The sequence below is a fragment of the Nocardia yamanashiensis NBRC 100130 genome (assembly GCF_001613325.1).
GTDB classification, from domain to species: Bacteria; Actinomycetota; Actinomycetes; order Mycobacteriales; family Mycobacteriaceae; genus Nocardia; species Nocardia yamanashiensis.
The window spans coordinates 83445-106410 of record NZ_BDCD01000003.1 but is presented as its reverse complement, the minus strand read 5'-3'; the positions used below and the strand labels follow the sequence as shown (position 1 = coordinate 106410).

Genomic DNA, 22966 nt, shown 5'->3' with positions numbered 1-22966 from the left:
TCGACCTTCGGGAAGGTTTGGGCGACCAGGGTTTCCAGGGAATCGGCCAACAGGGCGTGGACGTGTTCGCGGGTGAGGCTGCCGCGGACTATCCATTCGCGGCCGGCGGCTTTGACCAGGCCGCCGTAGCAGCGGACCAGGGCTCGGAGTTCGGCGCTGTGCAGGGAGTCGGACAGGCCCATCATCTGGACCATGCGGTCGGCGGCGGCGTAGTCGGCTTCGTCGAGGATGCGCTGCACCTCCGGATCGTCGCCGACGCCTTCGTGACCGGTGACCTTCACCCAGGTGCTGCCGTGTTCGCCGATGGTGTCCAGCAGCCAGGAGACGCTGGCCTCCACGCGTTCGCGGGTGCTGCCCGCGGGCACGGCCATTTTTTCGGGGCGGGGCAGGGTCACCATGCGGCGGACGACGGCCAGGTACAGGTCGCGTTTGTTGCCGAAATAGTGGTTGATCAAGCCCCGGGCCACGCCGGCGCGAGCGGCCAGTTCGGCGGTGGAGACCGCCGCGTACGGCCGTTCGCCGAACATGTCGATGGCGCAGGATAGGATCTGCGCCCGACGTTCGTCGGGTTCGAGCCGGCGCCGCCGCGACGGCGCGTCGGTGTCGTGGTCGCTGCCGGACGGGACCGGCGATGCGACGTCAGAGTGAGCGGGCAATGAGGTCCTTCATCACCTCGTTGGCGCCCGCGAGGATCCGCAGAACCCGGGCGCCGGTGTACAGCTGGGCAATCGGATACTCGGTCATGTATCCGTAGCCGCCGAAGAACTGCAGGCAGCGATCCACCACATTACCGAGTTGATCGGTCAACCAGTACTTCGACATGGCGGCGGTGGGGATATCGAGCTCCCCGCGCAGGTGCTTGGAAATGCAATCGTCGAGGAACACGCGGCTCACCTTGGCGATGGTGGCGCACTCGGCCAGCTCGAACCGGGTGTTCTGCATGGCGAACAGCGGTTTGCCGAAAGCCTCACGGCCCTTGGTGTAATCGATGGTCAGCTCCACCGCGCGCTCGGTCATCGACACCGCGAGAATGCCGGTGACCAGCCGCTCCTGGGCCAGCATCGCCATCATCTGATAGAAGCCCTGACCTTCGGCCTCCCCCAGCAGGTTCGACACCGGCACCCGCAGGCCGTCGAAGAACAACTCGGCGGTGTCCTGGCCCTTGCCGCCGATCTTCGACAGGATGCGGCCGCGCTTGAAACCGGGCGTGGCGTCGGAGACGTCGGCGTAGATCAGCGAGATACCGGCCGCACCCTGCGAGGTGTCGGTCTTGGCGGCGATGATGATGCCGTCGCACAGCCAGCCGTTGGAGATGAAGATCTTCGAACCGGTGATGACGTACTCGTCGCCCTCACGCACCGCACGGGTCTTGATGGACTGCAGATCCGAGCCGGTACCGGGTTCGGTCATGCCGATGGAGAGCACGATCTCGCCCGAGGCGGCCTTGGGCAGCACCCGCTGCTTGAGCTCCTCGGAACCGAACTGGTGGATATAGGGCGCGATGATCGAGGAGTGCACCGACATGCCCAGCGCACCGTCCCCGGCGTGGGTCTGGGCCTCGATGATCGCGGCCTCGTGCGCGAAAGTGCCGCCGCCGCCACCGTATTCGGCCGGAATGGCCGCGCACAGCAGGCCGAGTTCACCGGCTCGGTTGTAGAGGGCGCGGTCGGGGTGGCCCTGTTCGACGAAGCGCTCTTCGTGCGGCACCACCTCCTTCTCGAAGAAAGTGGTCGCCAGACCACGTACCGCTTCGACCTCGTCGTCGCTCCAGGCGGGGCGTGCCATCGAAAGTTCCTTCGCTCGTTCCAGCGTGCGACACATCGCCGTGTCGAGACCAAGGATGCAGCGCTATTGGCGAAGTGTCAACAGAGTGTCAATTACCGGCCGCCCGGGACTGATTAACCTCGGCGAGCGTGGTGAAGATCGGCGTGTCCGGATCCGCCTCGATGCCCTGACGGCGCAGATACCCATCGATCAGCCCCCACACCAGCTCGGTCGCGCGGTCCACGAACTCGGAAGTCTGCTCCGGCGTGGGCGTATCGGAATCGGTCAGCCACAGATCGGTGATCGCCACCACCGCACCGATCAACGCCCGCGACAGATAGTCCAAACCCGCGGTATCCAGCGGCACCGCCTCGGCGACCTGATGCGCCATCTTCGTCAACCGCCGTGCCGCCGCCCGCCCCAGATCCAGTTGCAGCACACCCGAACCCGACTGCTGCAACACCGGCGCCTGACCCAGATACCGGAAAACATTGGGATGCTCCAGAATTCCCTGCGCATACAGGGTGAACACCTTGTGCAGGGCCGCACGCGGCGGCTGCAGCATCAGCGTCATATCGCTGCCCGCCGCCGAAAACGCCTGCCGCGACATGCGATCGGCGATCTCGGTGAACAGATCACCCTTGTCCGCGAACTGCCGGTACAACCGCGGCTTGGTGATCCCCGCCTCGCGAGCGATGTCGTCCATGCTCGGGCGCGGACCATCCCGGTCGATCACCCGGATCGCCGCGTCCACGATGTCGTCACGGGAAACCGGCCGCGCGGATCCGGCACTGATACGAGCCACCCGCCGAGTGTACATGTACCGCCGGTACGCCACCGCACACCGGCTTGCGTCCCGACCGGCGTACTGCCAGTATCGGTAACCGTACCGGCGGTACGCACCGGTGTGCGCAGGGGTCACACCGGCACGAAACCGCCGCAGCAACGACCGGAAAGACACCCATGACACACGCCGCGCGACAACTCGCCACCACACTGCGAGCACCACTCCCCGAGGCCTTCGACCAACTCACCGACACCGACCACACCGAACTCGACCGCCTCCTCACCACCGCACTCCAGCACCGCGGCAAAACCCTCGACACCGCCATCGCCAACTCCCTCGACATCGTCCCGCGCCTCATGCGCCCCGCCGTCAAGAAAGCCCTGGGACTATGAGCGAACACCTCGTCGCCGTCGCCGAAACCACCAAACTCGCGCGCCTGCTCGGCATCACCGACCCCACCGAACTCGACTTCCTCGTCGACCTGCCACCCACCGCCATCCGCCAATTCCGCGAACGCGCCACCGACCTGCTCTTCGACCGAGACGCCAAGCGACTCAAAGGCATCGCCGCCGCCAGCAAACTCGTCCCCGTCGGCATCAGCGCCAAAATGGCCGAACGCGCCTTCGGACCCGTCCTGTGCGCCGCCGTCGCCAGCGCCGTCGAACCCCAGCGCGCCATCGACATCGCCAAGAACCTGCCCACACCCTTCCTCGCCGAATGCGCGGTCCTGCTCGACCCCCGCCGCACCGCCGACATCATCGCCGCCGTCCCCGCCAAAATGGTCGCCGACGTCGCCCGCGACCTCCTCCACCGCGGCGACCACATCACCATGGGCCGCTTCGTCCACGTCGTCCCCGAACCCGCCCTGCGCGCCGCCGCACCCATCATGAGCGACACCGACCTACTGCGCATCGGCTTCCTGCTCGAAGACAAAACCGCCATCGACAACGTCCTGCACATCGTCGCCGACCGCGTCCCCGGCGTCATCCGCGCCGCCCACACCCAGCACATGTGGGCCGAAGGCATCGACCTGCTCGACTCCATCGCACCCCACAACCGCGCCTGGATCGGCGACATCACCGCCGGACTCGGCACCGACGTCCTCGACGCCCTCATCACCGCCGTCCACCAACTCGACGCCTGGAGCACCCTGCTCCCCATCACCGGCGCCATGAGCCCCGACAGCCTGCGCCTGTTCGCCGAAACCCCCGCCGTCCACACCGAACCCGTCCTCGCCGCCATCATGGACAGCGCCCTCGACGGCGGCCAATGGACCGACCTGCTCCCCCTCGCCGCCCACCTGCCCCCGCCCGCCCTCGAATTCATCGCCACCCGCGTCGGCGACCAAGACGACCAGCGCCTCGGCGAACTCATCCGCGACGCCGACACCGCCGGACTCTGGGACGCCCTCATCCCCATCGCCCTCGCCCTCACCGACGACAACCGCCGCCGCATGGCCGCACTGCCCGTCATGCAGGACACCGCGGTACTGCGCGCCGTCATTACCGCCACCGCCGAACACGAACTCTGGTCACAGGCACTGCCACTCGTCGACGCCCTGCCCGAGAGCGCCAAAACCACCCTCGCGACCGCCATCGGCGACCTCACCCGCGAACAACTCCTCGCCGCCGTCCTCACCGCCTCCCGCAGCGACAACATCCACACCCTCGTCGACATCGCCCTCGCCCAGGAACCCGCCGGCCGCGCCCGCGTCCTCGACCTCATCGACGGCATGGACGAACTCGAGGAATTCCTCACCGCGCTCACCCCCGACACCCCGGACGTGGTGTGGCAGGCCCTCATTCAGGTCCGCGACGAAATCCCGGCCGCCCTGCTGCGCCTGCTCGCCGAACGCGCCCGCGAACTCGGCCGCGACCACGACGCCGCACAACTCGAACCCATCGCCGCCGACGCCGAATAACCCCCGGCCGGATCACACCGCGGCCGATGAGAGAATGGACCGTCCCCCACCCAGCACACGAAGGATCAGCGCACCTCCCGATGGCCGAGCACACCACCCCGGTAAACCCGACCGACGCACCGGCCATCGACCCCGACGAGCTGGCCACCTGCCTGCGCGTACTGGAACAAGCGGGACAACTCGACGCCAAGCATCCGGACTCCGTCACCGTGCAGCGCGCCGTCGGGCACATGTTCAAGAAGCTCAAGCGCAACAAGCGCATCGAATCACGGGAAGCCGTCGCCGCCGCCGACCGGGCCGTCGTCGCCGCGACGGCCACCGGATCGCCCAACCGCATCGACGACGAGACCGCCGGCATCCCCATCAGCTCCACCACCGCCGACGGCAGCGCCGGCACCCTCATCCGCCCGCGCCCCTGCTACATCTGCAAACAGCGCTACACCCGCGTCGACGCCTTCTACCACCAGCTCTGCCCCGACTGCGCCGCCCGCAGCCACGCCAAACGCGACGCCCGCACCGACCTCACCGGCCGCCGCGCCCTGCTCACCGGCGGCCGCGCCAAGATCGGCATGTACATCGCGCTGCGACTCCTGCGCGACGGGGCGCACCTCACCATCACCACCCGCTTCCCCAACGACGCCATCCGCCGCTTCGCCGCCCAGCCCGACAGCGCCGACTGGCTGCACCGGCTCCGCATCGTCGGCATCGACCTGCGCGATCCCGCCCAGGTCGTCGCCCTCGCCGATGACGTTGCCACACAAGGGCCCCTGGACATCCTGATCAACAATGCCGCGCAGACCGTGCGCCGCAGCGCCGGCGCCTACAGCGCCCTCGTCGAAGCCGAGAACGGACCGCTGCCCGCCGGCGCCCTGCCCGACGTCGTCACCTTCGGCAAGACCATGCAAGCGCACCCGACCGCGCTCACCGCGTCGCTGACCCCGTCGCTCACCGCCGAGGACATCACCGACCTCGCGCTGGTCGCCGGATCGGCCACGCCCGAACGCATTTCGGCCGGCGTCGCCATCGACGCGGGCGGACTCGTACCCGACCTCGCGCACACCAACAGCTGGGTGCAGGGCGTCGGCGAAGTCGACGCCACCGAACTGCTCGAAGTGCAGCTGTGCAACTCGGTCGCGCCGTTCATCCTCATCTCACGCCTGCGCGCCTCCATGGCCTCGGCCGCGGCCAAGCGCAAGTACGTGGTCAATGTGTCCGCGATGGAAGGCGTCTTCGCCCGCGGCTACAAGGGGCCGGGCCATCCACACACCAATATGGCCAAGGCCGCGCTGAACATGCTCACCCGCACCAGCGCGCGCGAAATGTTCGAGACCGACCGGATTCTCATGACCGCCGTCGACACCGGATGGATCACCGACGAGCGGCCGCACTACACCAAGATCCGCCTCGCCGAGGAAGGGTTCCACGCTCCCCTCGACCTGGTCGACGGTGCGGCGCGGGTGTACGACCCGATCGTGCGCGGTGAAGACGGCGACGATCTGCACGGGGTGTTCCTCAAGGACTACGAACCGTCCAACTGGTGAGTCCGGAGGGGGCGGCGGCCCCCTCTCCTCTTTTGCTGGTTCTTTGAACGTGATTTAGCGGTGTGGTGATGACTGCTGAGGTGTCTTTTTATGCATAGATGCGCATATTTCCGTATTGATATGTTAGATGACTACCCAGCGCTAGGGGCTCTTTTATAGACGTCACCCCCTATGACCTCGCGAAACCACATCGGTTCCATGCCTTAACGGCGGTGCGTTGCACTCTCGCCACACCCGGACATACATCCCAAACTGCGCATATCCGCATGTGGAGATGCCTCTATCCACCAATCCCCTCCCCCACCCCACCTGGGTCGGCGATAATCGATCACTATGCGCGGCAAAGGCATTGGCTCGGTCCTGCGCGACCGGGTCCCGTTCCTGCGATGGTCCTGGATTCGATTCGTGCTCGGCGCACCGACTTTCGTGCGCACGGGCCAGGTGGGCGACGGCCGGGAGGCCGCGGCCCGCAACTACGTACTGGCGCACTCGACCGCCGGCGACCCCGACAGCGTGCTCGCCGCCTTCGACGCCTACGCCCGCGACCACCGCATGCTGGTGAACGTCGGCGACGAGAAGGGCCTCATCCTCGATGCCGCGCTCGAGCGCGCCAAGCCCCGCCTGCTGCTCGAACTCGGCGCGTACTGCGGCTACAGCGCGGTCCGCACCGGCCGCGCCCTCTCCCCCGACGATCTGCTGGTCTCGGTCGAGTTCAATCCGGCCAATGCCGAGATCGCCCGCGCCGTCATCGCGCACGCGGGCCTGGCCGACCGGGTGAGCGTGGTGGACGGCAGCATCGGTGACGACGGCAAGACCCTGGCCCGGCTCGCCGATCACGGGTTCGGGCCCGGCACTTTGGATTTCGTCTTCATCGACCACGACAAGGACGCCTATCTCCCCGACCTCGAGACGCTGATCGGCACCGGCTGGTTCCATCCGGGCAGTGTGGTGCTGGCCGACAATGTCGGCGTTCCGGGCGCTCCCGGCTATCGCCGCTACATGCAGCAGGAGCAGGGCCGCACCTGGCAGACCACCGAGCATCGCACGCACGTCGAATATCAGTCCCTGCTACGGGATCTGGTGCTCGAATCGGTGTATCAGGGCTAAGCTAGGTCCCGCAGCAGCACGTCGAATTCCGGGGCGTCGTCCCAGGACGGACGCAGGGTGCCCACCCGGTGCCAGCCCCAGCTCAGATAGCGGCCGTAGGCGCGCTCGTTGGCCGGGTCGACCAGCAGCGTGGCGCGCGATTCGGTTCGGCTGCCGAGTATTTCGTCGTGCAGCCGGCGCGCCAGCCCGCGCCCGGCGTACTCGGCGCAGACCATGATCTCCGACAGCGCGAAGGTGCGCCGTCCGGTCTCGGCGGTGAATTCGGCGAAGTCCCCCTCGTCCAGAACCAGGTGCTGCCACCACGCGGACCCGGGAACCAGTGGCCAGCCCCAGGTCTGGCCCGCCGGTTTGCCGTCGACATGCGCCAGCACCAGCACGAAACCGGTCGATCGGGACGGGGCGGTGTAGGCGTCGAAGCGTTCCATGAACGCGTCCGGGGATTCGAACGGGTCACCGGATTCGATGGCCTCGACGTAGGAGCGGCGGAACACGTCTTCCACGAGGTCTCGATGCCGGCGCGCCTGCGAGGCGGTGAAGTGCTGGAATTCGAGACCGGGGAGCGGGAGGGTCATGCGGTGATGGCTTTCCGAGACAGGAGATCGAACTGGCGGCCGAAGTCGTCGGCGACCGCCAGGTGGGTGGTGGCCACCCGGACCGGTTCCAGCACCCGCAGCGTGCGGGCGGAGGAGACCTCGGCCAAGTCCACCACCACGGGCAGCGCTTCGCCGAGCGCGCCGTGCAGATCGCCCATGCGGGCCCGGGTGGCGGCCGACCAGGCGCGCAGATTGGCGTCGTTGCGGGCGCCGCCGTCACCGCCGGTCGCGCCTTCGAAAAGCGCTACGGAGCGGTCGAATTCGCCCAGGTCGGCCCAACCGCGAGCCTCGTGGCCGACGATCTCCAGGCGGGTGACGAAGCGCAGCCATTGCGGGCAGTCGGCGAGCGCCTCGTAGGTGGTGGCGTAGTCGAGTTCGCGCCAGGCGGTGGCGATGGCGCGTTCGAAGGCGGGCCGGTCGGCGAGCATGGCGTACGCCTGGGCATCGCGCACCGCGACCAGGGCGTGGATGCGGCCGGGCGGGCGGCCGCGCATCAGGTCCCGGGACCGGTCGATCAGTTTGAGCGCGTGATAGGGGCTGCCGGATCCGATGCGGGACAGGGAGATCAGCTGGGTGGCGGCGCTCAGGCAGGCGTGAGCGATGAGATCGCGGTCGTCGGCCTCGGTGCCCAGTGCGAGAGCATCCGCGTAGCAACGCCGGGCCAGCGGATGTCGCGCGGAATCGTAGGCCAGCCAACCGGTTTGGACCGCCAGTTCGCCGACCGCGCTGGTGAAGGCGTTCCCCGTGGGGGTGTCGTAGGCGCAGATGTCCAGGCGGTGTTTGGCTTTCGCGAGCTGCTCCACCGCGAAGTCCACCAGCGCGCCGCCGCCGATGCGCTGGTCCTCCTGTTCGAGGGCGGCCACGCCCTGCAACAGCCGCCGCACATCGCTCATGCCGACGTGCTCGCCGCCGGTACCGAGAAAGGCCGCCGTCGCGCCGACCGCCGCCAGCTTTCCGAATTCTCGCCTCTTCACGGCGTCACCGACCTCCCAGGAATAGAGACCGAACGCGGTGTGTGATCCGTCGTCGAACGCGGCGTGCCCGTGGGTGGTGGCTGGCTGCGCCTGGGGTTGCCGTCCGTCCGGCGGGGTGAGCGCCGACGTGAAACGTTCCAATTGCGGGGTTTCGAGCCGGGTGAGGATGGTGTCCAACACTTGTGCCGACTTGCCGACGATCGGGCGGTGGGTGGTCGCCCGTTCCCATTTCCGGATGGTGGCCGGGACGTACCCGGCGACATCGGCGAACTCCTCTTGCGTCAGCCGTAGGGCGGCCGTGCGCAATGCTCGGACTTCCGTACCGGTCCATCTGCTGACGATCATCGCCACTTCCGCCCTGGGGGTGCAACCGTGCGTATCGGAAGCGTATTACCTCCGTTGTGGTTCCGTGGCTGGGACGGGGAGACGATTTCGGCCACGCTCATGGCATGCCGGAACGAGCAAACAACGGGGCAAGGGGTGAAAGGTGAGGCCAGGCGCGATCGGCTATCTGCGGCGGGATGTGTCCGGTGAGCGGCAGCAGTGGGACGAGGCGCAGATCCGCAGCCTGGCTGCGCGGCTGGGATACGAGTTACGCAAGACCATCGTGTTCGGGCCGCGTACCGCGGACCCGGTGTACCGGCTGGGCGTGGTGGTGGACCGGCTGGGGGTGGAGGCGGTGATCGTCCCCAGCCCCGGGCATTTCGATGGCGAACTGGTGCCCGGTGAGCTGGTGGCGAGAACCGATGTGATCACGGTGGAGCCGGAGACCACCTACGCCCGGTATGCCACCGGGGATCTGCCCGACCTCGGGGACGGGCGGCGGCTGTCCTCGTAGGCTGGAGGGCATGCTGTACCGGCTGCTCGCCGACGCCACCGCGATCGTGCACTTCCTGTTCGTGGCGTACGTGGTGGTGGGCGGATTCCTGGCCTGGCGTTGGCGGCGCACGATCTGGCTGCATCTGGCCGCCTTCGCCTGGGGTTTCAGTACGGTGCTGTTCGGGTTCGACTGCCCGCTGACCGATCTGGAGAATTGGGCGCGGCACCGCGCCGGGCAGGCCGGATTGCCGCCCAGCGGGTTCATCGATCACTACATCACCGGGGTGCTCTATCCGCGCAGTGCGCTGGAGTTGGTGCGGGTCGGGGTGGCGCTGGTGGTGCTGGCGGCCTGGATCGGGTTCGCGGTGCCGGCCAGGCGGCGGGCGATGAAATCGGCCACGGCGGGCTGAGTTTCGGGCAGGTCGAGGTAGAAGTGGCCGCCGGGGAAGGTTTCGGTGGCGAAGTCGGCGCTGGTGAAGGCGCGCCACCCGGCGACCTGGTCGGGCGTGACGGTGGGGTCCTCGGAGCTGACCAGTGCGGTGATCGGGCAGGCCAGGGGTTCGCCCGGCAGGTAGCGGTAGGTTTCGACGGCTTGATAGTCGGCGCGCAGTGCGGGCAGTACCAGTTCGGCGAGGCTGGGTTCCTCGCGGAGGATGGCGACCGAGGCCGGTTCGTTGGAGAGCAGTTCCAGTTGACTGATCAGGTCCGCGTCCGGACCTTGGTGTAATTGTCCGGTTTCGGCGAAATCGGGTGCGGGGCGGCCGGACACGATCAGGTGATCGACGGTGCGGCCCGCGGCTTCCACCCGGCGCGCGGCCTCGTAGGCGACGGTGGCGCCCATGCTGTGCCCGAAGATGACCAGGCGCGGCGTCGTCGGCCAGCTCAGCATGTCCTGGGCGGCCCGCTCGGCGAGTTCGGTCAGTTCGGTCAGCAGCGGCTCCCCCAGCCGATCCTGCCGGCCCGGGTACTGCACCGCGAAAACCGCTGTGCCGGAGCCGAAGCGCCGGGCCAGGGCGCGGTAGGCGGTGGCCGATCCGCCGCCGGGCGGGAATCCGACCAGCACGGTGTGCGGGGCGGGGTCGGGACGCAGTTCGCGCAGCCAGTCGGTGCCGGTGAGATTTGCCACCACGGATAAGCCTCCTCTGAGCACTAATGTCGGGCTCGTGGCTGAATACACGGATCTGGTCCACGCCTACGAGTCCGGGATCGGGGTCAACGGTTCGAGTATGCCCGCTGTCGATCCGGGCGCGAATCTGGCTGCGACGCTACCGGTGTGGGCCCTCGCCGGCGGGTCGGTGACCGCATACAGCAGGGCGACCGACCGGTTTCGGGTGGCGGCCGGACTCGACCCCCTCGACGCCGTGCCCGACCCCGCCCGCATCGCCGCGGCCTTCGCGAGCGAACGCCTCTTCCGCGCGCACGGCGCCGCACCCGACGTCTTCGCTCCCCTGTCCGGTTTCTTCACCGCCGCCGACGGCTGGATCCGCACCCACGCCAACTACCCGCACCACCGCACCCGCCTCCTCGCCGCGCTGGGCCTGCCTGCCGGCATCTCGCGCGAGGACTTCACGAAACACGTTGCGGCCCTGTCCGCGTCCGATATCGAAGACTGCGCCCACGAACACGGCGCGATCGCGGTCCGGGTTCGCACCGAACACGAATGGGCGACGAGCCCGCAGGGCCGCGCGGCAGCGGCCGGACCGCTGGTGGCGATCGAGCCGCGCGACGACCGGGGTCAAGGGTCCACGTCCGAAACCGCTGTCGCCCCAACCTCATTGCAACCCCTGCGCGGGGTGCGGGTGGTGGATATGACGCGGGTGATCGCGGGGCCGGTGGCGACGCGGGCGCTGGCGCTGCTGGGTGCGGAGGTGGTGCGAATCGATCCGCCGGGGCTGCCGGAGATCGAATGGCAATATCGGGATACTTGCCAGGGGAAAAGGACGACCTTACTTGATATTCGGACCGAATGGCCGTTATTTCGAGATCTGCTCGAGAATGCGGATGTGCTCATCTCAGGTTACCGACCGGGCGCTTTGTTACGAGCCGGAGTAGACGCCGGGCAAATTGATCCCGGAATTGTATACGGACGTGTATGCGCCTGGGGCGAACACGGTCCGTGGGGTGATCGGCGCGGGTTCGACAGCATCGTGCAGGCCGCGTCGGGGATCTCGCGCATCGAAGGCGCGCAGGGTGATTCGCGGGGCGGGGCCTCGGTCGGCGCGCTGCCGGCGCAGGCCCTCGATCACGCCAGTGGGTATTTGCTGGCGGCCGGGGTTCTCGACGCGCTCGTGGCTCGTGGACGCGACGGCATCGGGCGGGAGGTGCGAGTCGCTTTGGCGCGCACCGCCTCCTGGCTGCTCGCCGCGCCGGGCCGGACTCCGGAGCATCCGCCGGCGGCCCTGCCGGACGCTCGCTACGCGGTAACTCACGACGGGATCACCACCGCGGGCCCGGCTTTGCCAGCCTATCCGGATTATCCGTTTCCGGCGCCGAAATACGGTGCGAATCCGGCAGCTTGGACAGCCTGACCGGTCGGTACCAAATGTGCGCGAAGCTTCACGATCACCTGCACGCACACCCGCAAGAACACCTCGGATAAATCTGAATTCCCCTCGTACAGTGGGCTTTTGTGCCGTTAATAGATGAGATGCTGAAACCGACATCGTTAATACCGACACACTTGCCGGCATGCGTATGGAGGTCGTCATCGTGGACACACCTGCTCCCCTGCTAACCGCGGCGGATACCGGCACGGTCACAGTGGGTCGCCGGGAGTGGACCGGATTGGCGGTGCTCGCACTGGCATGCCTGGTGTATTCGATGGATCTCACCGTCCTGCACCTGGCCGTCCCACAGATCAGCGCCGAACTCCGCCCCACCAGTTCCCAATTGCTCTGGATCATCGACGTTTACGGATTCCTGGTCGCCGGATTGCTGCTCACCATGGGCACCATCGGCGACCGCATCGGGCGAAGACGACTACTCATGGTGGGCGCGGCCGCCTTCGCCATCGTGTCGGTGATCGCCGCGTTCGCCCCCTCCGCCCCCGTGCTCATCGGCTGCCGCGCCCTGCTCGGCATCGCCGGCGCCACGCTCGCCCCCTCCACCCTCTCCCTGATCTTCACCATGTTCCGCGATGCCGAACAGCGCTCGGTGGCCGTCGGCGTCTGGGTCGGGTCCTATTCGGTCGGCGGCTCGATCGGCCCGCTCGCGGGCGGGTTCATGCTCGAACACTTCTGGTGGGGAGCGGTTTTCCTGCTCGCCGTGCCGGTCATGTTGCTGCTCATCGTGCTTGCCCCGCGGGTGCTGCCCGAGTTCCGCGATCCGCAGGCCGGGCAACTGGATCTGGTCAGCGCGCTGCTGTGCACCAGCGCCGTCCTGCTGGTGGTGTTCGGTATGAAGAAGGCCGCGCAGGACGGACCGGGCGCGCCCGCGGTGTCCGCGCTGACCGCCGGGCTGCTCATCGGTTTCGTCTTCGTGCGCCGCCAGCTCACCGCGACCGAACCCATGCTGGATCTGCGGCTGTTCCGGCTGGCCAGCTTCCGCACCGCGCTGACCATCAATATGGTCGCGATCTTCGTTGCGTTCGGCTATTTCCTGTTCGTCGGCCAGTATTTCCAGCTGGTGCTGGGCATGTCGCCGTTGCGCGCCGGAATCTGCACCATCCCGGCGGGTCTGGGGTTCATGATCGGCTCCCAGCTGGGCCCGCGCATCGGCAAGATCGTGCGGCCCGCGTACATGATCGGCGGGGGCATGGCGATGGCCTCGGTGGGGCTGCTGCTGCTCACCAGGATCAGCGTGAGCGGCGGGGTGGGCCTGGTCATCGCGGCGTCGCTGCTGGTGTCCTTCGGTCTCGCACCGGTTTTCGGCATCACCACCGAGCTGATCGTGGGCACCGCGCCGCCGGAACAGGCCGGCGCAGCCTCGGGGCTGTCCGAAACGGGTGCGGAATTCGGTGGCGCGCTGGGGATCTCGATCCTCGGCAGCATCAGCATCGCCATCTACCGCAGCAATCTCGGCGAGACCCTGCCCTACGGGCTGCGCGATCCGGACGCCCATGCCGCGCGCGACACCCTGGGCGCGGCAATGGAAGTCGCCAATACCCTGCCCGGCAAACTGGGCTCCGCCGTGGCCGAGGCGGCCAAACAGGCCTTCCTCAGCGGCATGCATCTGACCTCGGCCATCGCGGCGGGGGCGGCGCTGCTGCTGGCGTTCATCGCCATGGCGCGGCTGCGGCACATTCCGCCCGGGTAACTCACCGGCCGCGGAATGCCTCCAGGGCGGTGACCAGATCGTCCCCGTCGAGATGATCCGCGGCCGGTGCGCCCAGCCGCTGCATGGTCGCACCGCTGAAGAGCGTGAACAGCAGCTTCGCCAGCGCCTGCGACTGGCTCGCGGACAGCTCGGGGTGCACGGCGCGCAATTGCCGGGCGATGTCGGAGAGCGCCCCGGCGGTGGCATCGGCCACGTACTGCTGGGCTTCGGGATTGCGGGAGATCTGCACGCTGTTCTCGAAGCTCAGTTGCAGTTCCTCGCGATTGCGCTCGATGACGTCGATGAGCCCGTTCCAGGTGGCGCCGAGCGCGTCCCAGAGGCTCCGGCCCTCCCCCGCGTCGGCGATGGCGGCATCGATCTCGTCGCCGATCTCGGTGCCGACGCCTTCGGTGAGGGCTTCCATGACGAGCTTGTCCTTGGAGCCGAAGTGATAGCCGATGGCGGCGAGGCTGACGCCGGCTTCCTTGGCGATATCACGCGCGGTGACCTTGGCCAGTCCGCGGTCCAGAATCGCCCGGCGCGCTCCCATCAAGAGGTCTTCTCGGTTTCCCATAACCCCACCCTACCAGCGTCTTAGACATTTGTTCTAGACAGCCGTGCGAGAGTCTGTTAGACATATGTCTTAGACAGACGTTCTCCACTACACCGGGAGTCAGCAATGAGCACCACCGCCACCAACCTCCGCATCCTCGTCGCCGGCGGCGGCATCGCCGGGAATTCCGTTGCGCTGCAACTGCTGCGGGCCGGTATCGCGACCACCGTGGTCGAGCGCGCCGACGCGCCCCGGCCGGGCGGGCAGGCGGTGGATCTGCGCGGACCCAGCCGCCGGGTGGCCGAGCAGATGGGCCTGATGGACGGCATTCGCAAGTACCAGCTCGATGAGGAGGCCATGATCCTGGTCGACCGCGCGGGCAAGGAGATCTACCGGATGGGCGCCGACATGTTCGGCGGCAAGGGCCCGGTCTCCGATATCGAGATCTCGCGCGGGGACCTGAACCAGGTGCTGCTGACCGCGGTCGCCGCGGCGGGCGGTGAACTCGACTACCGCTACGGCGAGTGGATCGAAGACCTCGCCCAGGACGCGACCGGCGTGGATGTCACCTTCGCCTCCGGCACGCGCGAGCGCTTCGATCTGGTGATCGCCGCGGACGGCGTCCACTCCGGTACGCGCAGACTGGCTTTCGGGCCGGAGGAGCAGTTCGCCACCTACCTGGGCGGATACATGTCCTTCTACACCATCCCGACCCCGGCCGGGACCGACCCGCGCTGGATGACCATCCACCCGGTGCCGAAGGCCTCGGTCGGGGTGCGCGCCGATGCCGATCCGGCCACCTCCAAGGCCATCATCACGCTGCGGACCGAACAGGATCCGGCGCTGCGCCGGGACGTGGCCGCGCAACGGCAGCTCATCCGGGACATGCTGGCCACCGCGGGCTGGATCGCGCCGGAGATCCTCGACGGCATGCTCACCACGCCCGACTTCTACTTCGACGAGCTGGTGCGCATCGATATGCCGACCCTCTCGGCCGGGCGCGTGGTGCTGCTGGGCGATGCCGGGTTCTGCGGCTCCCCCATGACCGGCATGGGCACCGCCATGGCGCTGGTCGGCGCCTATGTGCTCGCCGGTGAGATCGCTGCCCGCCCGGCCGATCTCGCGGCCGCGCTGACCCGCTACGAACAGGTCGTGACCCCGTTCCTGGCCAAGGCCAAGGAGCTGCCGGGCGGTGGCATCAAGATGATGCTGCCCAATTCCGAACTGGGGCTCAAGGCCGCGACGACCATGGGCAAGCTCATGACCACCCGGATCATGCGCCCGGTCATGATGAAGATGCTCGACCAGACCGAGGACTACGAGCTGCCCACCTACTGAGTTCCCGGCGGCGGCTAGGCTCGACACGTGCGGCAGAAGATGATCATGGACGTCGACACCGGCATCGACGACTCGCTGGCCCTGCTCTATCTGCTCGCCTCCCCCGAGGCCGAGATCGTCGGAATCGCCGCCACCGCGGGCAATGTGGCCGCCGACCGGGTGGCCGCGAACAATCTGGCCTGGCTGGACGTGTGCCGGGCCGGGGCGATCGAAGTGGCGCTCGGAGCGGCCGAACCCCTGGCCATTCCGCTGCGAACCACCGAGGACACGCACGGGCCGCAGGGCGTGGGGTACGCGGAACTGCCGCCCTCGCAACGGGAACTGTCCTCGCGCTCGGCCGCGCAAATGTGGGTGGAGCTGGTGCGGGCCCATCCCGGGGAGATCATCGGGCTGTGCACCGGGCCGCTCACCAATCTGGCGCTGGCGCTGCGGATCGAACCCGAACTGCCCCGGCTGCTGCGCCGGCTGGTGATCATGGGCGGGGCCTTCAACCATCCCGGCAACACCACCCCCACCAACGAGTGGAACGTGCACGTGGATCCGGAGGCCGCCAAGGAGGTGTTCGACGCGTTCAGCGCGGCGCCCGCGGATCGGCGGCCGCTGGTGTGCGCGCTCGACATCACCGAAACCATCGAGATGCGGCCCAAGCATGTGGCGCTGCTGGCCGAGCGGGCCGGGAGCACGCCGGTGGAGCTGGTGTCGGAAAGCGATGGGCCGGAAGTGCGTTCGGCGGCGAGCAATCCGATCATCCGGTATTTCACCGATGCGGTGCGGTTCTACTTCGACTTCCATCAGCTCTACGACCAGGGCTATCTGGCGCATATGCACGATCCTTTCGCGGCGGCGGTCGCCTTGGATACGGCCTTGGCGCGCACCAGACCGGCGACCGTGGACGTGGAGCTGGCGGGGACCATCACCCGGGCCACCACGGTCGCGGACTGGGCGGGCATGTGGGAGCGGGAACCCAACGCGGACATCGTGATCGGAACCGATCCGGAGGAGTTCTTCGACCGGTTGATCAGCCGGGTGGGCGATTTCGCGCGCGCGGTGTACCCGCCGGAGGAGCAGGCGTGAACGACGACTACGTGGCCGGGCTGCGCACGCGCCTCGGCCTGCCCGGAATCATCGATATCCATACGCATTTCATGCCCGACCCGGTCATGCGCAAGGTGTGGGACTACTTCGATTCGGCGGGGCCGCTGATCGGGCGCGCGTGGCCGATCGAGTATCGCGACGAGGAGCAGGTGCGGCTGAAGACGTTGCGCGGGTTCGGGGTTCGCGCCTTCACCTCGATGGTCTATCCGCACAAACCGGATATGGCGGCCTGGCTCAACGGCTGGACGGCGGATTTCGCGGCCCGCACCCCCGATTGCCTGCACACCGCGACGTTCTATCCCGAGCCGGGCGCGGGCGAGTACGTGCGCGCGGCGCTGGACGGCGGGACGCGGGTGTTCAAGGTGCACGTGCAGGTCGGGCAGTTCGATCCCGGCGATCGGCTGCTCGATGAGGTCTGGGGTCTGATCCAGGACGCGGGCATACCGGTCGTCATCCATTGCGGATCCGGGCCCACCCCGGGGAAATTCACCGGTCCCGGGCCGATTCGCGCGCTGCTGCGGCGCTTTCCACGCCTGCAGCTGATCATCGCCCACCTGGGCGCGCCCGAGTACACCGACTTCCTCGATATCGCGGCCGAGCACGACGCGGTCCTGCTCGATACCACCATGAACTTCACCGACTTCTTCGAAGCGGCCGACCCCTTCCCGGCATCGGAGTACCCGCGCCTGCGCGATTTCGGCGACCGCATCCTGTTCGGCAGCGACTTCCCGAACATCCCCTACCCCTACGGTCACGCCCTGCACGCGCTCGAGCGCTTGAACCTGGGCGACGACTGGCTGCGGCGGGTCTGCCACGACAATGCCGCGCGCGTATTCGGCCTCGGATAACCCGCAGAACCTCCCCGGTGTCGTCTGATTAGGGACTTTGGTCCATCCCCGGGCCGGGCGGCGCGGGCTATGTTGGTGGGATCAGTTCGGGACGGCAGATCGGACGGCGGCAAATGATCAAGGTGTTCCTCGTCGATGATCACGAGATCGTCCGTCGCGGCCTGATCGATCTGCTGGAGGGCGACCCGGAACTCACCGTGGTCGGCGAGGCCGGTGATGTGGCGCAGGCCCTGGCCCGGATTCCGGCGCTGCGCCCCGACGTGGCGGTGCTGGACGTGCGCCTGCCCGACGGCAACGGGATCGAACTGTGCCGGGAACTGCTGTCCCGGCTCGACGACCTACGCTGCCTGATCCTGACCTCCTTCACCGACGAGCAGGCCATGATGGACGCCATCCTGGCCGGGGCGAGCGGGTACGTGGTCAAGGACATCAAGGGCATGGAACTGGCCAAGGCCATCAAGGAGATCGGCGCCGGGCGATCCCTGCTGGACAATCGCGCCGCCGCCGCGCTGATGGAACGCCTGCGCCGCAGCACCGAACCCGACGGTCCCCTGGCCATGCTCACCGATCAGGAACGCAAACTCCTGGACCTGCTCGGCGAGGGCCTGACCAACCGGCAGATCGCCGAGCGCATGTTCCTGGCGGAGAAGACCGTCAAGAACTACGTTTCCCGATTGCTCGCCAAGCTCGGCATGGAACGCCGCACCCAGGCCGCGGTATTGGCGTCCCGATTGCGTTCGGGCACACCGTCTTCCCCGCGCGGCTGAGCACTCACCACCGCACCGTCGTGGTGCCGATGAGCACGCGGGCGAAGAAACGCGGTCCGGTGTCCGCGCCAGTGTGGTTGTAGGCGTTCATGATCTCCGCCAGTTCGGTGGCGACCGCCCGGATCGATTCCGGGTCCCAGCCCGGCGGCAGCTCGCTCATGGTGACGGTGATGGTGCCGTCGAACGGAACAGCCACCGTGAAAACGACTTCCGGCGGCGCCGCGCGCAGGACGCTGTATTCCTCGACCGCATCACCGTTCTCGTCATCGGTGAAAGTGCGGGCGAAAGCGATATCGGCGCGGATCATTTCGGCCACGGCATCCAGATCGGCGTGCCGGCCCACACGGCCGTAGTGAGCGCCGTAGGCACGGTCGCCGCCACTGCGACCGGTATCCGATCTGCTCAGCACCCGATCGAGCATGCGCTGGGCGGCAGCGCGTTCCGCGGCGCCGGTCCCGGGGTGGTCGATGAGGGCTCTCAGGCGCGCGATTCGGGTGCTCACCCCTCGAGTATGCCTAGAATCTGCGCAGGGACATGGGCGGTAGTGAGCCGATGCTGCTCAGATAGGTGAGCAGGTTGAGCATCCAATTCAGTTCCCACCCCATCGCCACCATCTCCTTGGACTACCGGGTCAGTGGGTTGCTGGCCTATTGCGGGACGTGGATTATTCAGGGTACTCGCTGTTCGGGGGCGTAGCGGGCCAGACGTATTCGAATTCGGCCAGATCGAAACCTTGGGGCCAGTGGCCGATGCGTTCCACGGCGCGCACACCGCCGTGACGTTCATAGAAGGCGATCGCCGGATGGTTGTCCTTGAGCACTTCCAGGTACATGGGGTGGCCCGGGAACTCCGTAGCCGTCCAGTGCAGCGCGCGGCGCAGCAGCCGGCCGCCGATGCCGCCGCGTTTGAGATCGGGGCGGACGTGCAGGTTGTCCAGCAGGACGCGGCCGTCGGATTGGCGCGCCAGATAGGTGAACCCCAGCAGTTCGCCACCGGATTCCGCGACGAACAGCGCGGTCGCCGGATCGGCGGTGACGAGCCGCTCACGCCACACCTCACGCCGGATATCCGGGTGCAGGCTGTCGAGAAACCATTGCGGCATGATGCCCGCGTAGGCCGTCCGCCAGCTCTGGATATGCAGTACCGCAACGGCTTCCGCGTCGGCGGGCGCTCCCGGCCGGATCTCGATGGTGTCCACGGGTACGAGCCTGCCAGACCGGCGACGGCAGCCCGCCGACCGGTCCGGCAGCGCCGGTCAGTGCGTATCGAAAGCGCGCAGGATTTCCTCGGCGGCCAGGGCCGGGGTCAGCGAGCCGTCGCGCACCCGCTGCTCCACCTCGCCGCGCAGGGATTTCACCTTCGGATTGTCGGCCAGGCGGCGCAGCAGATTGTCGTGGACCATGGTCCAGGTCCAGTCGACCTGCTGACGGCGGCGCTTCTCCAGGAATTCGCCCGCTTCGGTCAGGATGCGGCGGTGGGTCAGCACCGTATCCCAGAAGGTGTCCAGCCCCTGGCCGTTCAACCCGCTCATGGTGAGAACCGGTGGCCGCCACATGGATTCGCGCGGGTGAATGAGCCGCATGGCGCCCTGCAGTTCCCGGGCGGCGGCCTTGGCCTCGAGTTCGTGCTTGCCGTCGGCCTTGTTGACCGCGACCAGGTCGGCCAGTTCCAGCACGCCCTTCTTGATGCCCTGGAGCTGATCGCCGGTGCGGGCGAGGGTGAGGAAGCAGAACACGTCGACCATGTTCGCGACGGTGACCTCGGATTGGCCGACGCCGACGGTCTCCACCAGGATCACGTCGTAACCGGCGGCTTCCAGCAGCGCGATGGTCTCGCGGGTCGCCTTGGCCACGCCGCCCAGCGTGCCCGCGGTGGGCGAGGGACGGATGAAGGCGTCGCGTTCCACCGACAACCGGGCCATGCGGGTCTTGTCGCCGAGAATGGAACCGCCGGTGCGGGTGGAGGACGGATCCACCGCCAGCACCGCGACCCGATGCCCCTGTCCGATCAGGTACATGCCGAGCGCATCGATGAACGTCGATTTGCCGACGCCCGGAACACCGGTGATGCCCACACGATTGGACGTCACCGCGCCGGCCTCGGGGCCCAGCTTCAGCAGCAGCTGCTGCGCCAGTTCCCGATGGTCGGCCCGGGTCGACTCGACCAGGGTGATGGCTCGCGCCAGCCCGGCGCGCTGACCGGAGCGCACCTGCTCGGCCAGCGCATCGACATCGATGGTGCGGCGCGCGCCCGCCGCGACGCTGCGGGAGCCGGCCGCACCGGTCCCGGAAGTGGTGCCCAGGCGGGGTCCCCCGCCGTGTTCACCACTCCCCCAAGCGGCCTCGCTCATGCGTCCGTGCCGGTGCCGATCTCGTGGCCGAGGGATCCGGCCAGCTTCTTGATGAGATCGATGGCGGCGTCGGCGATGACGGTGCCGGGCGGGAAGATCGCCGCGGCGCCGGCTTCGTACAGCTCGTCGAAGTCACCGGGCGGAATCACGCCGCCGACGATGACCATGATGTCGGGGCGCCCGACATCGGCCAGTGCCTGCCGCAGGGCGGGCACCAGCGTGAGGTGACCGGCCGCGAGCGAGGAGACGCCGACGATGTGCACGTCGTTGTCCGCCGCCTGCTGGGCCACCTCTTCGGGGGTCTGGAACAGCGGGCCCACATCGACGTCCATGCCGAGGTCGGCGAAGGCGGTCGCGATGACCTTCTGCCCGCGGTCGTGCCCGTCCTGGCCCATCTTGGCGACCAGGATGCGGGGGCGGCGGCCTTCGGCTTCGCCGAATTCCTCGACCAGCTCGATGGCCTTGCTGATGTTGGTCACCTTGCCCGCTTCCTCACGGTAAACGCCGGAGAGCGTACGGATCTCGGCCTGGTGGCGGCCGTAGACCTTTTCGAGGGCGTCGGAGATCTCGCCGACGGTGGCCTTGGCGCGCGCGGCCGCGATGGCCAGGGCCATCAGGTTGTTGTCCATGCCGCCCTCGGAAGAGGCGGCGGCACGGGTCAATTCGGCGAGCGCCCGCTCGACCTCGGCCGAATCGCGTTCGGCGCGCAGCTTTTCCAGCTTGGCGTTCTGCTCGGCCCGCACCCGCGAGTTCTCGACCTTGAGCACTTCGATCGGGGTGTCTTCCTCGACCTGGTACTTGTTGACGCCGATCACCGGCTGCTGCCCGGTGTCGATGCGCGCCTGGGTGCGGGCGGCGGCCTCTTCGATGCGCAGCTTCGGAATGCCTTCCGAGATCGCCTGCGCCATACCGCCGTGCGCCTCCACCTCGGCGATATGGGCGCGGGCCCGTTCGGCGAGCTGGTGGGTCAGCCATTCGACGTAGTACGAGCCGCCCCACGGGTCGGCGGGGCGAGTCGTATTGGACTCCTGCTGGATCAGCAGCTGGGTATTGCGGGCGATGCGCGCCGAGAAGTCGGTCGGCAGTGCGAGGGCCTCGTCCAGGGCGTTGGTGTGCAGCGACTGGGTGTGCCCCTGGGTCGCGGCCATCGCCTCCACACAGGTGCGCGCCACATTGTTGAACACGTCCTGCGCGGTCAGCGACCAGCCCGAGGTCTGCGAATGGGTGCGCAGGGCACGCGATTTCGCGCTCTTGGGCTCGAACTCGGCGACCAGCTCGTCCCACAGCAGTCGCCCGGCGCGCAGCTTGGCGACCTCCATGAAGAAGTTCATGCCGATGGCCCAGAAGAACGACAGCCGCGGCGCGAACTGGTCGATCTCCATGCCCGCGTCCAGCCCGGCCCGCAGGTACTCCACACCGTCGGCGAGGGTGTAGGCCAGTTCCAGGTCGGCGGTCGCGCCGGCTTCCTGGATGTGGTAGCCGGAGATGGAGATCGAGTTGAACTTCGGCATCTTCGCGGAGGTGTAGGCGAAGATGTCGGAGATGATCCGCATCGAGGGCTTGGGCGGGTAGATGTAGGTGTTGCGGACCATGAACTCCTTCAGAATGTCGTTCTGAATGGTTCCGGCCAGCTGTTCGGGCTTGACGCCCTGTTCCTCGGCGGCGACGACGTAGAGCGCCAGGATCGGCAGCACCGCGCCGTTCATGGTCATCGACACAGATACCTGGTCCAGCGGAATCTGATCGAACAGCTCCCGCATATCCAGGATGGAGTCGATGGCCACGCCCGCCATACCGACGTCGCCGGTCACGCGCGGGTGATCGGAGTCGTAGCCGCGGTGGGTGGCCAGGTCGAAGGCGACCGACAGGCCCTTCTGACCCGAGGCCAGGTTGCGGCGATAGAAGGCGTTGGAGTCCGCGGCGGTGGAGAAGCCCGCGTACTGGCGGATCGTCCACGGCTGGTTCACGTACATGGTCGGGTACGGGCCACGCACGAACGGCGAGACGCCCGGCACGCTGTCGAGGGGGTAGCCCGCCTCGGCGATGGCGTCCCGGTCGGCCTTGGTGAACACCGGCGGCACGTCGATGCCTTCGGGGGTGGCCCAGGTGAGCTGTTCGGGCGCATAGTGATTGGCGGTGGCGGCCGCGGCGACGAAGTCGCTCACCTCGGCGGCGCTCACCGGGGCGGCGGTGGCGTCACCGTCGGCCAGCGGCACCTCGGCGAAATTGCCGATGCGATGCTTGATCTCACTCAT

Annotated in this window: 22 protein-coding genes and 1 pseudogene; 12 read left to right on the top strand and 11 right to left on the bottom strand. The window is 67.9% G+C overall.

The genetic code is table 11. The features are described from left to right. The 3 genes from NY1_RS03585 to NY1_RS03575 all read right to left on the bottom strand — a co-directional run. On the bottom strand, positions 1 to 656 hold a 656-nt coding region (locus tag NY1_RS03585; protein ID WP_067708202.1), incomplete at its 3' end, for a TetR/AcrR family transcriptional regulator. Beyond that, on the bottom strand, positions 640 to 1785 hold the full coding sequence (locus NY1_RS03580) for an acyl-CoA dehydrogenase family protein (RefSeq protein ID WP_067708199.1): 1146 nt from the start codon (positions 1783 to 1785) through the stop codon (positions 640 to 642). The genes NY1_RS03585 and NY1_RS03580, both read right to left, overlap by 17 nt. An 88-nt stretch (positions 1786 to 1873) precedes the next feature. Beyond that, the gene (locus NY1_RS03575; protein WP_233434188.1) at positions 1874 to 2569 is read right to left on the bottom strand and encodes a TetR/AcrR family transcriptional regulator; all 696 of its coding nucleotides are present in this window, start codon (positions 2567 to 2569) and stop codon (positions 1874 to 1876) included. Positions 2570 to 2727: 158 nt separating this feature from the next. Here NY1_RS03575 and NY1_RS03570 point away from each other — a divergent pair, with 158 nt between their 5' ends. From NY1_RS03570 to NY1_RS03555, 4 genes are all read left to right on the top strand, one after another. Further along, the gene (locus tag NY1_RS03570) at positions 2728 to 2943 is read left to right on the top strand and encodes a hypothetical protein (protein WP_067708196.1); all 216 of its coding nucleotides are present in this window, start codon (positions 2728 to 2730) and stop codon (positions 2941 to 2943) included. Continuing rightward, a complete protein-coding gene (locus NY1_RS03565; RefSeq protein ID WP_067708193.1) occupies positions 2940 to 4472 on the top strand; it encodes a hypothetical protein in 1533 nt (510 codons plus the stop codon). Before NY1_RS03570 ends, NY1_RS03565 begins: the two co-directional genes overlap by 4 nt. An 80-nt stretch (positions 4473 to 4552) precedes the next feature. After that, entirely contained in the window at positions 4553 to 6013 is a 1461-nt protein-coding gene (locus NY1_RS03560) for an SDR family NAD(P)-dependent oxidoreductase (protein ID WP_067708190.1), read from the top strand. A gap of 333 nt (positions 6014 to 6346) precedes the next feature. Then, on the top strand, positions 6347 to 7120 hold the full coding sequence (locus NY1_RS03555) for an O-methyltransferase (protein WP_067708188.1): 774 nt from the start codon (positions 6347 to 6349) through the stop codon (positions 7118 to 7120). Here NY1_RS03555 and NY1_RS03550 read toward each other — a convergent pair. Beyond that, complete coding sequence (locus tag NY1_RS03550; protein ID WP_067708185.1) at positions 7117 to 7692, bottom strand: GNAT family N-acetyltransferase; 576 nt, start codon at positions 7690 to 7692, stop codon at positions 7117 to 7119. The two genes, NY1_RS03555 and NY1_RS03550, sit on opposite strands and share 4 nt — an antisense overlap. After that, positions 7689 to 9032, bottom strand: coding sequence for a helix-turn-helix domain-containing protein (locus NY1_RS03545; RefSeq protein ID WP_067708182.1), 1344 nt, complete (start codon positions 9030 to 9032; stop codon positions 7689 to 7691). The genes NY1_RS03550 and NY1_RS03545 overlap by 4 nt, the downstream gene beginning before the upstream one ends. 142 nt (positions 9033 to 9174) lie before the next feature. Between NY1_RS03545 and NY1_RS03540 the strand changes: the two genes are divergently transcribed. After that, positions 9175 to 9525: a hypothetical protein gene (locus NY1_RS03540; RefSeq protein ID WP_067708180.1), complete on the top strand. Its 351-nt coding sequence runs from the start codon at positions 9175 to 9177 to the stop codon at positions 9523 to 9525. Positions 9526 to 9535: 10 nt separating this feature from the next. Then, complete coding sequence (locus NY1_RS44405) at positions 9536 to 9916, top strand: DUF2784 domain-containing protein (protein ID WP_157762019.1); 381 nt, start codon at positions 9536 to 9538, stop codon at positions 9914 to 9916. Between the two features lie 17 nt (positions 9917 to 9933). Here the strand turns inward: NY1_RS44405 and NY1_RS03535 are convergent. Next, positions 9934 to 10569: pseudogene (locus NY1_RS03535) on the bottom strand (thioesterase II family protein); the annotation flags it as partial. Positions 10570 to 10669: 100 nt separating this feature from the next. Between NY1_RS03535 and NY1_RS03530 the strand changes: the two are divergent. Next, entirely contained in the window at positions 10670 to 12034 is a 1365-nt protein-coding gene (locus tag NY1_RS03530) for a CoA transferase (RefSeq protein WP_067708174.1), read from the top strand. Positions 12035 to 12200: 166 nt separating this feature from the next. After that, positions 12201 to 13760, top strand: coding sequence for an MFS transporter (locus NY1_RS03525; protein ID WP_084534617.1), 1560 nt, complete (start codon positions 12201 to 12203; stop codon positions 13758 to 13760). 1 nt (position 13761) lies between these two features. Here the strand turns inward: NY1_RS03525 and NY1_RS03520 are convergent, their stop codons facing one another. Beyond that, the gene (locus NY1_RS03520; protein ID WP_067708172.1) at positions 13762 to 14334 is read right to left on the bottom strand and encodes a TetR/AcrR family transcriptional regulator; all 573 of its coding nucleotides are present in this window, start codon (positions 14332 to 14334) and stop codon (positions 13762 to 13764) included. 105 nt (positions 14335 to 14439) lie between these two features. Between NY1_RS03520 and NY1_RS03515 the strand changes: the two genes are divergently transcribed. The 4 genes from NY1_RS03515 (at position 14440) to NY1_RS03500 (ending at position 18361) form a co-directional block, all read left to right on the top strand. Continuing rightward, positions 14440 to 15651, top strand: coding sequence for an FAD-dependent monooxygenase (locus tag NY1_RS03515; protein WP_067708169.1), 1212 nt, complete (start codon positions 14440 to 14442; stop codon positions 15649 to 15651). Positions 15652 to 15690: 39 nt separating this feature from the next. Further along, the gene (locus NY1_RS03510) at positions 15691 to 16725 is read left to right on the top strand and encodes a nucleoside hydrolase (RefSeq protein ID WP_067708166.1); all 1035 of its coding nucleotides are present in this window, start codon (positions 15691 to 15693) and stop codon (positions 16723 to 16725) included. Further along, on the top strand, positions 16722 to 17594 hold the full coding sequence (locus tag NY1_RS03505) for an amidohydrolase family protein (protein ID WP_067708163.1): 873 nt from the start codon (positions 16722 to 16724) through the stop codon (positions 17592 to 17594). Before NY1_RS03510 ends, NY1_RS03505 begins: the two co-directional genes overlap by 4 nt. Positions 17595 to 17707: 113 nt before the next feature. After that, complete coding sequence (locus NY1_RS03500) at positions 17708 to 18361, top strand: response regulator (RefSeq protein WP_067708161.1); 654 nt, start codon at positions 17708 to 17710, stop codon at positions 18359 to 18361. A gap of 4 nt (positions 18362 to 18365) precedes the next feature. Here the strand turns inward: NY1_RS03500 and NY1_RS03495 are convergent, their stop codons facing one another. From NY1_RS03495 to scpA, 4 genes are all read right to left on the bottom strand, one after another. Further along, positions 18366 to 18863: a hypothetical protein gene (locus NY1_RS03495; RefSeq protein WP_067708158.1), complete on the bottom strand. Its 498-nt coding sequence runs from the start codon at positions 18861 to 18863 to the stop codon at positions 18366 to 18368. Positions 18864 to 19025: 162 nt separating this feature from the next. Further along, entirely contained in the window at positions 19026 to 19559 is a 534-nt protein-coding gene (locus NY1_RS03490; protein ID WP_233434186.1) for a GNAT family N-acetyltransferase, read from the bottom strand. A gap of 57 nt (positions 19560 to 19616) precedes the next feature. Next, on the bottom strand, positions 19617 to 20711 hold the full coding sequence (meaB, locus tag NY1_RS03485) for a methylmalonyl Co-A mutase-associated GTPase MeaB (RefSeq protein WP_084534615.1): 1095 nt from the start codon (positions 20709 to 20711) through the stop codon (positions 19617 to 19619). Continuing rightward, on the bottom strand, positions 20708 to 22966 hold the full coding sequence (scpA, locus tag NY1_RS03480) for a methylmalonyl-CoA mutase (protein WP_067708156.1): 2259 nt from the start codon (positions 22964 to 22966) through the stop codon (positions 20708 to 20710). Before scpA ends, meaB begins: the two co-directional genes overlap by 4 nt.

What these genes read in the sequence shown, in the direction of transcription:
- NY1_RS03520 (WP_067708172.1), bottom strand. Translation starts at nt 14,334, where the DNA reads ATGGGAAACCGAGAAGACCTCTTGATGGGAGCGCGCCGGGCGATTCTG.
- NY1_RS03500 (WP_067708161.1), top strand. Translation starts at nt 17,708, where the DNA reads ATGATCAAGGTGTTCCTCGTCGATGATCACGAGATCGTCCGTCGCGGC.
- NY1_RS03570 (WP_067708196.1), top strand. Translation starts at nt 2,728, where the DNA reads ATGACACACGCCGCGCGACAACTCGCCACCACACTGCGAGCACCACTC.
- NY1_RS03510 (WP_067708166.1), top strand. Translation starts at nt 15,691, where the DNA reads ATGATCATGGACGTCGACACCGGCATCGACGACTCGCTGGCCCTGCTC.
- NY1_RS03555 (WP_067708188.1), top strand. Translation starts at nt 6,347, where the DNA reads ATGCGCGGCAAAGGCATTGGCTCGGTCCTGCGCGACCGGGTCCCGTTC.
- scpA (WP_067708156.1), bottom strand. Translation starts at nt 22,966, where the DNA reads ATGAGTGAGATCAAGCATCGCATCGGCAATTTCGCCGAGGTGCCGCTG.
- NY1_RS03580 (WP_067708199.1), bottom strand. Translation starts at nt 1,785, where the DNA reads ATGGCACGCCCCGCCTGGAGCGACGACGAGGTCGAAGCGGTACGTGGT.
- NY1_RS03545 (WP_067708182.1), bottom strand. Translation starts at nt 9,032, where the DNA reads ATGATCGTCAGCAGATGGACCGGTACGGAAGTCCGAGCATTGCGCACG.
- NY1_RS44405 (WP_157762019.1), top strand. Translation starts at nt 9,536, where the DNA reads ATGCTGTACCGGCTGCTCGCCGACGCCACCGCGATCGTGCACTTCCTG.
- NY1_RS03565 (WP_067708193.1), top strand. Translation starts at nt 2,940, where the DNA reads ATGAGCGAACACCTCGTCGCCGTCGCCGAAACCACCAAACTCGCGCGC.
- NY1_RS03525 (WP_084534617.1), top strand. Translation starts at nt 12,201, where the DNA reads ATGGAGGTCGTCATCGTGGACACACCTGCTCCCCTGCTAACCGCGGCG.
- NY1_RS03550 (WP_067708185.1), bottom strand. Translation starts at nt 7,692, where the DNA reads ATGACCCTCCCGCTCCCCGGTCTCGAATTCCAGCACTTCACCGCCTCG.
- NY1_RS03515 (WP_067708169.1), top strand. Translation starts at nt 14,440, where the DNA reads ATGAGCACCACCGCCACCAACCTCCGCATCCTCGTCGCCGGCGGCGGC.
- meaB (WP_084534615.1), bottom strand. Translation starts at nt 20,711, where the DNA reads ATGAGCGAGGCCGCTTGGGGGAGTGGTGAACACGGCGGGGGACCCCGC.
- NY1_RS03560 (WP_067708190.1), top strand. Translation starts at nt 4,553, where the DNA reads ATGGCCGAGCACACCACCCCGGTAAACCCGACCGACGCACCGGCCATC.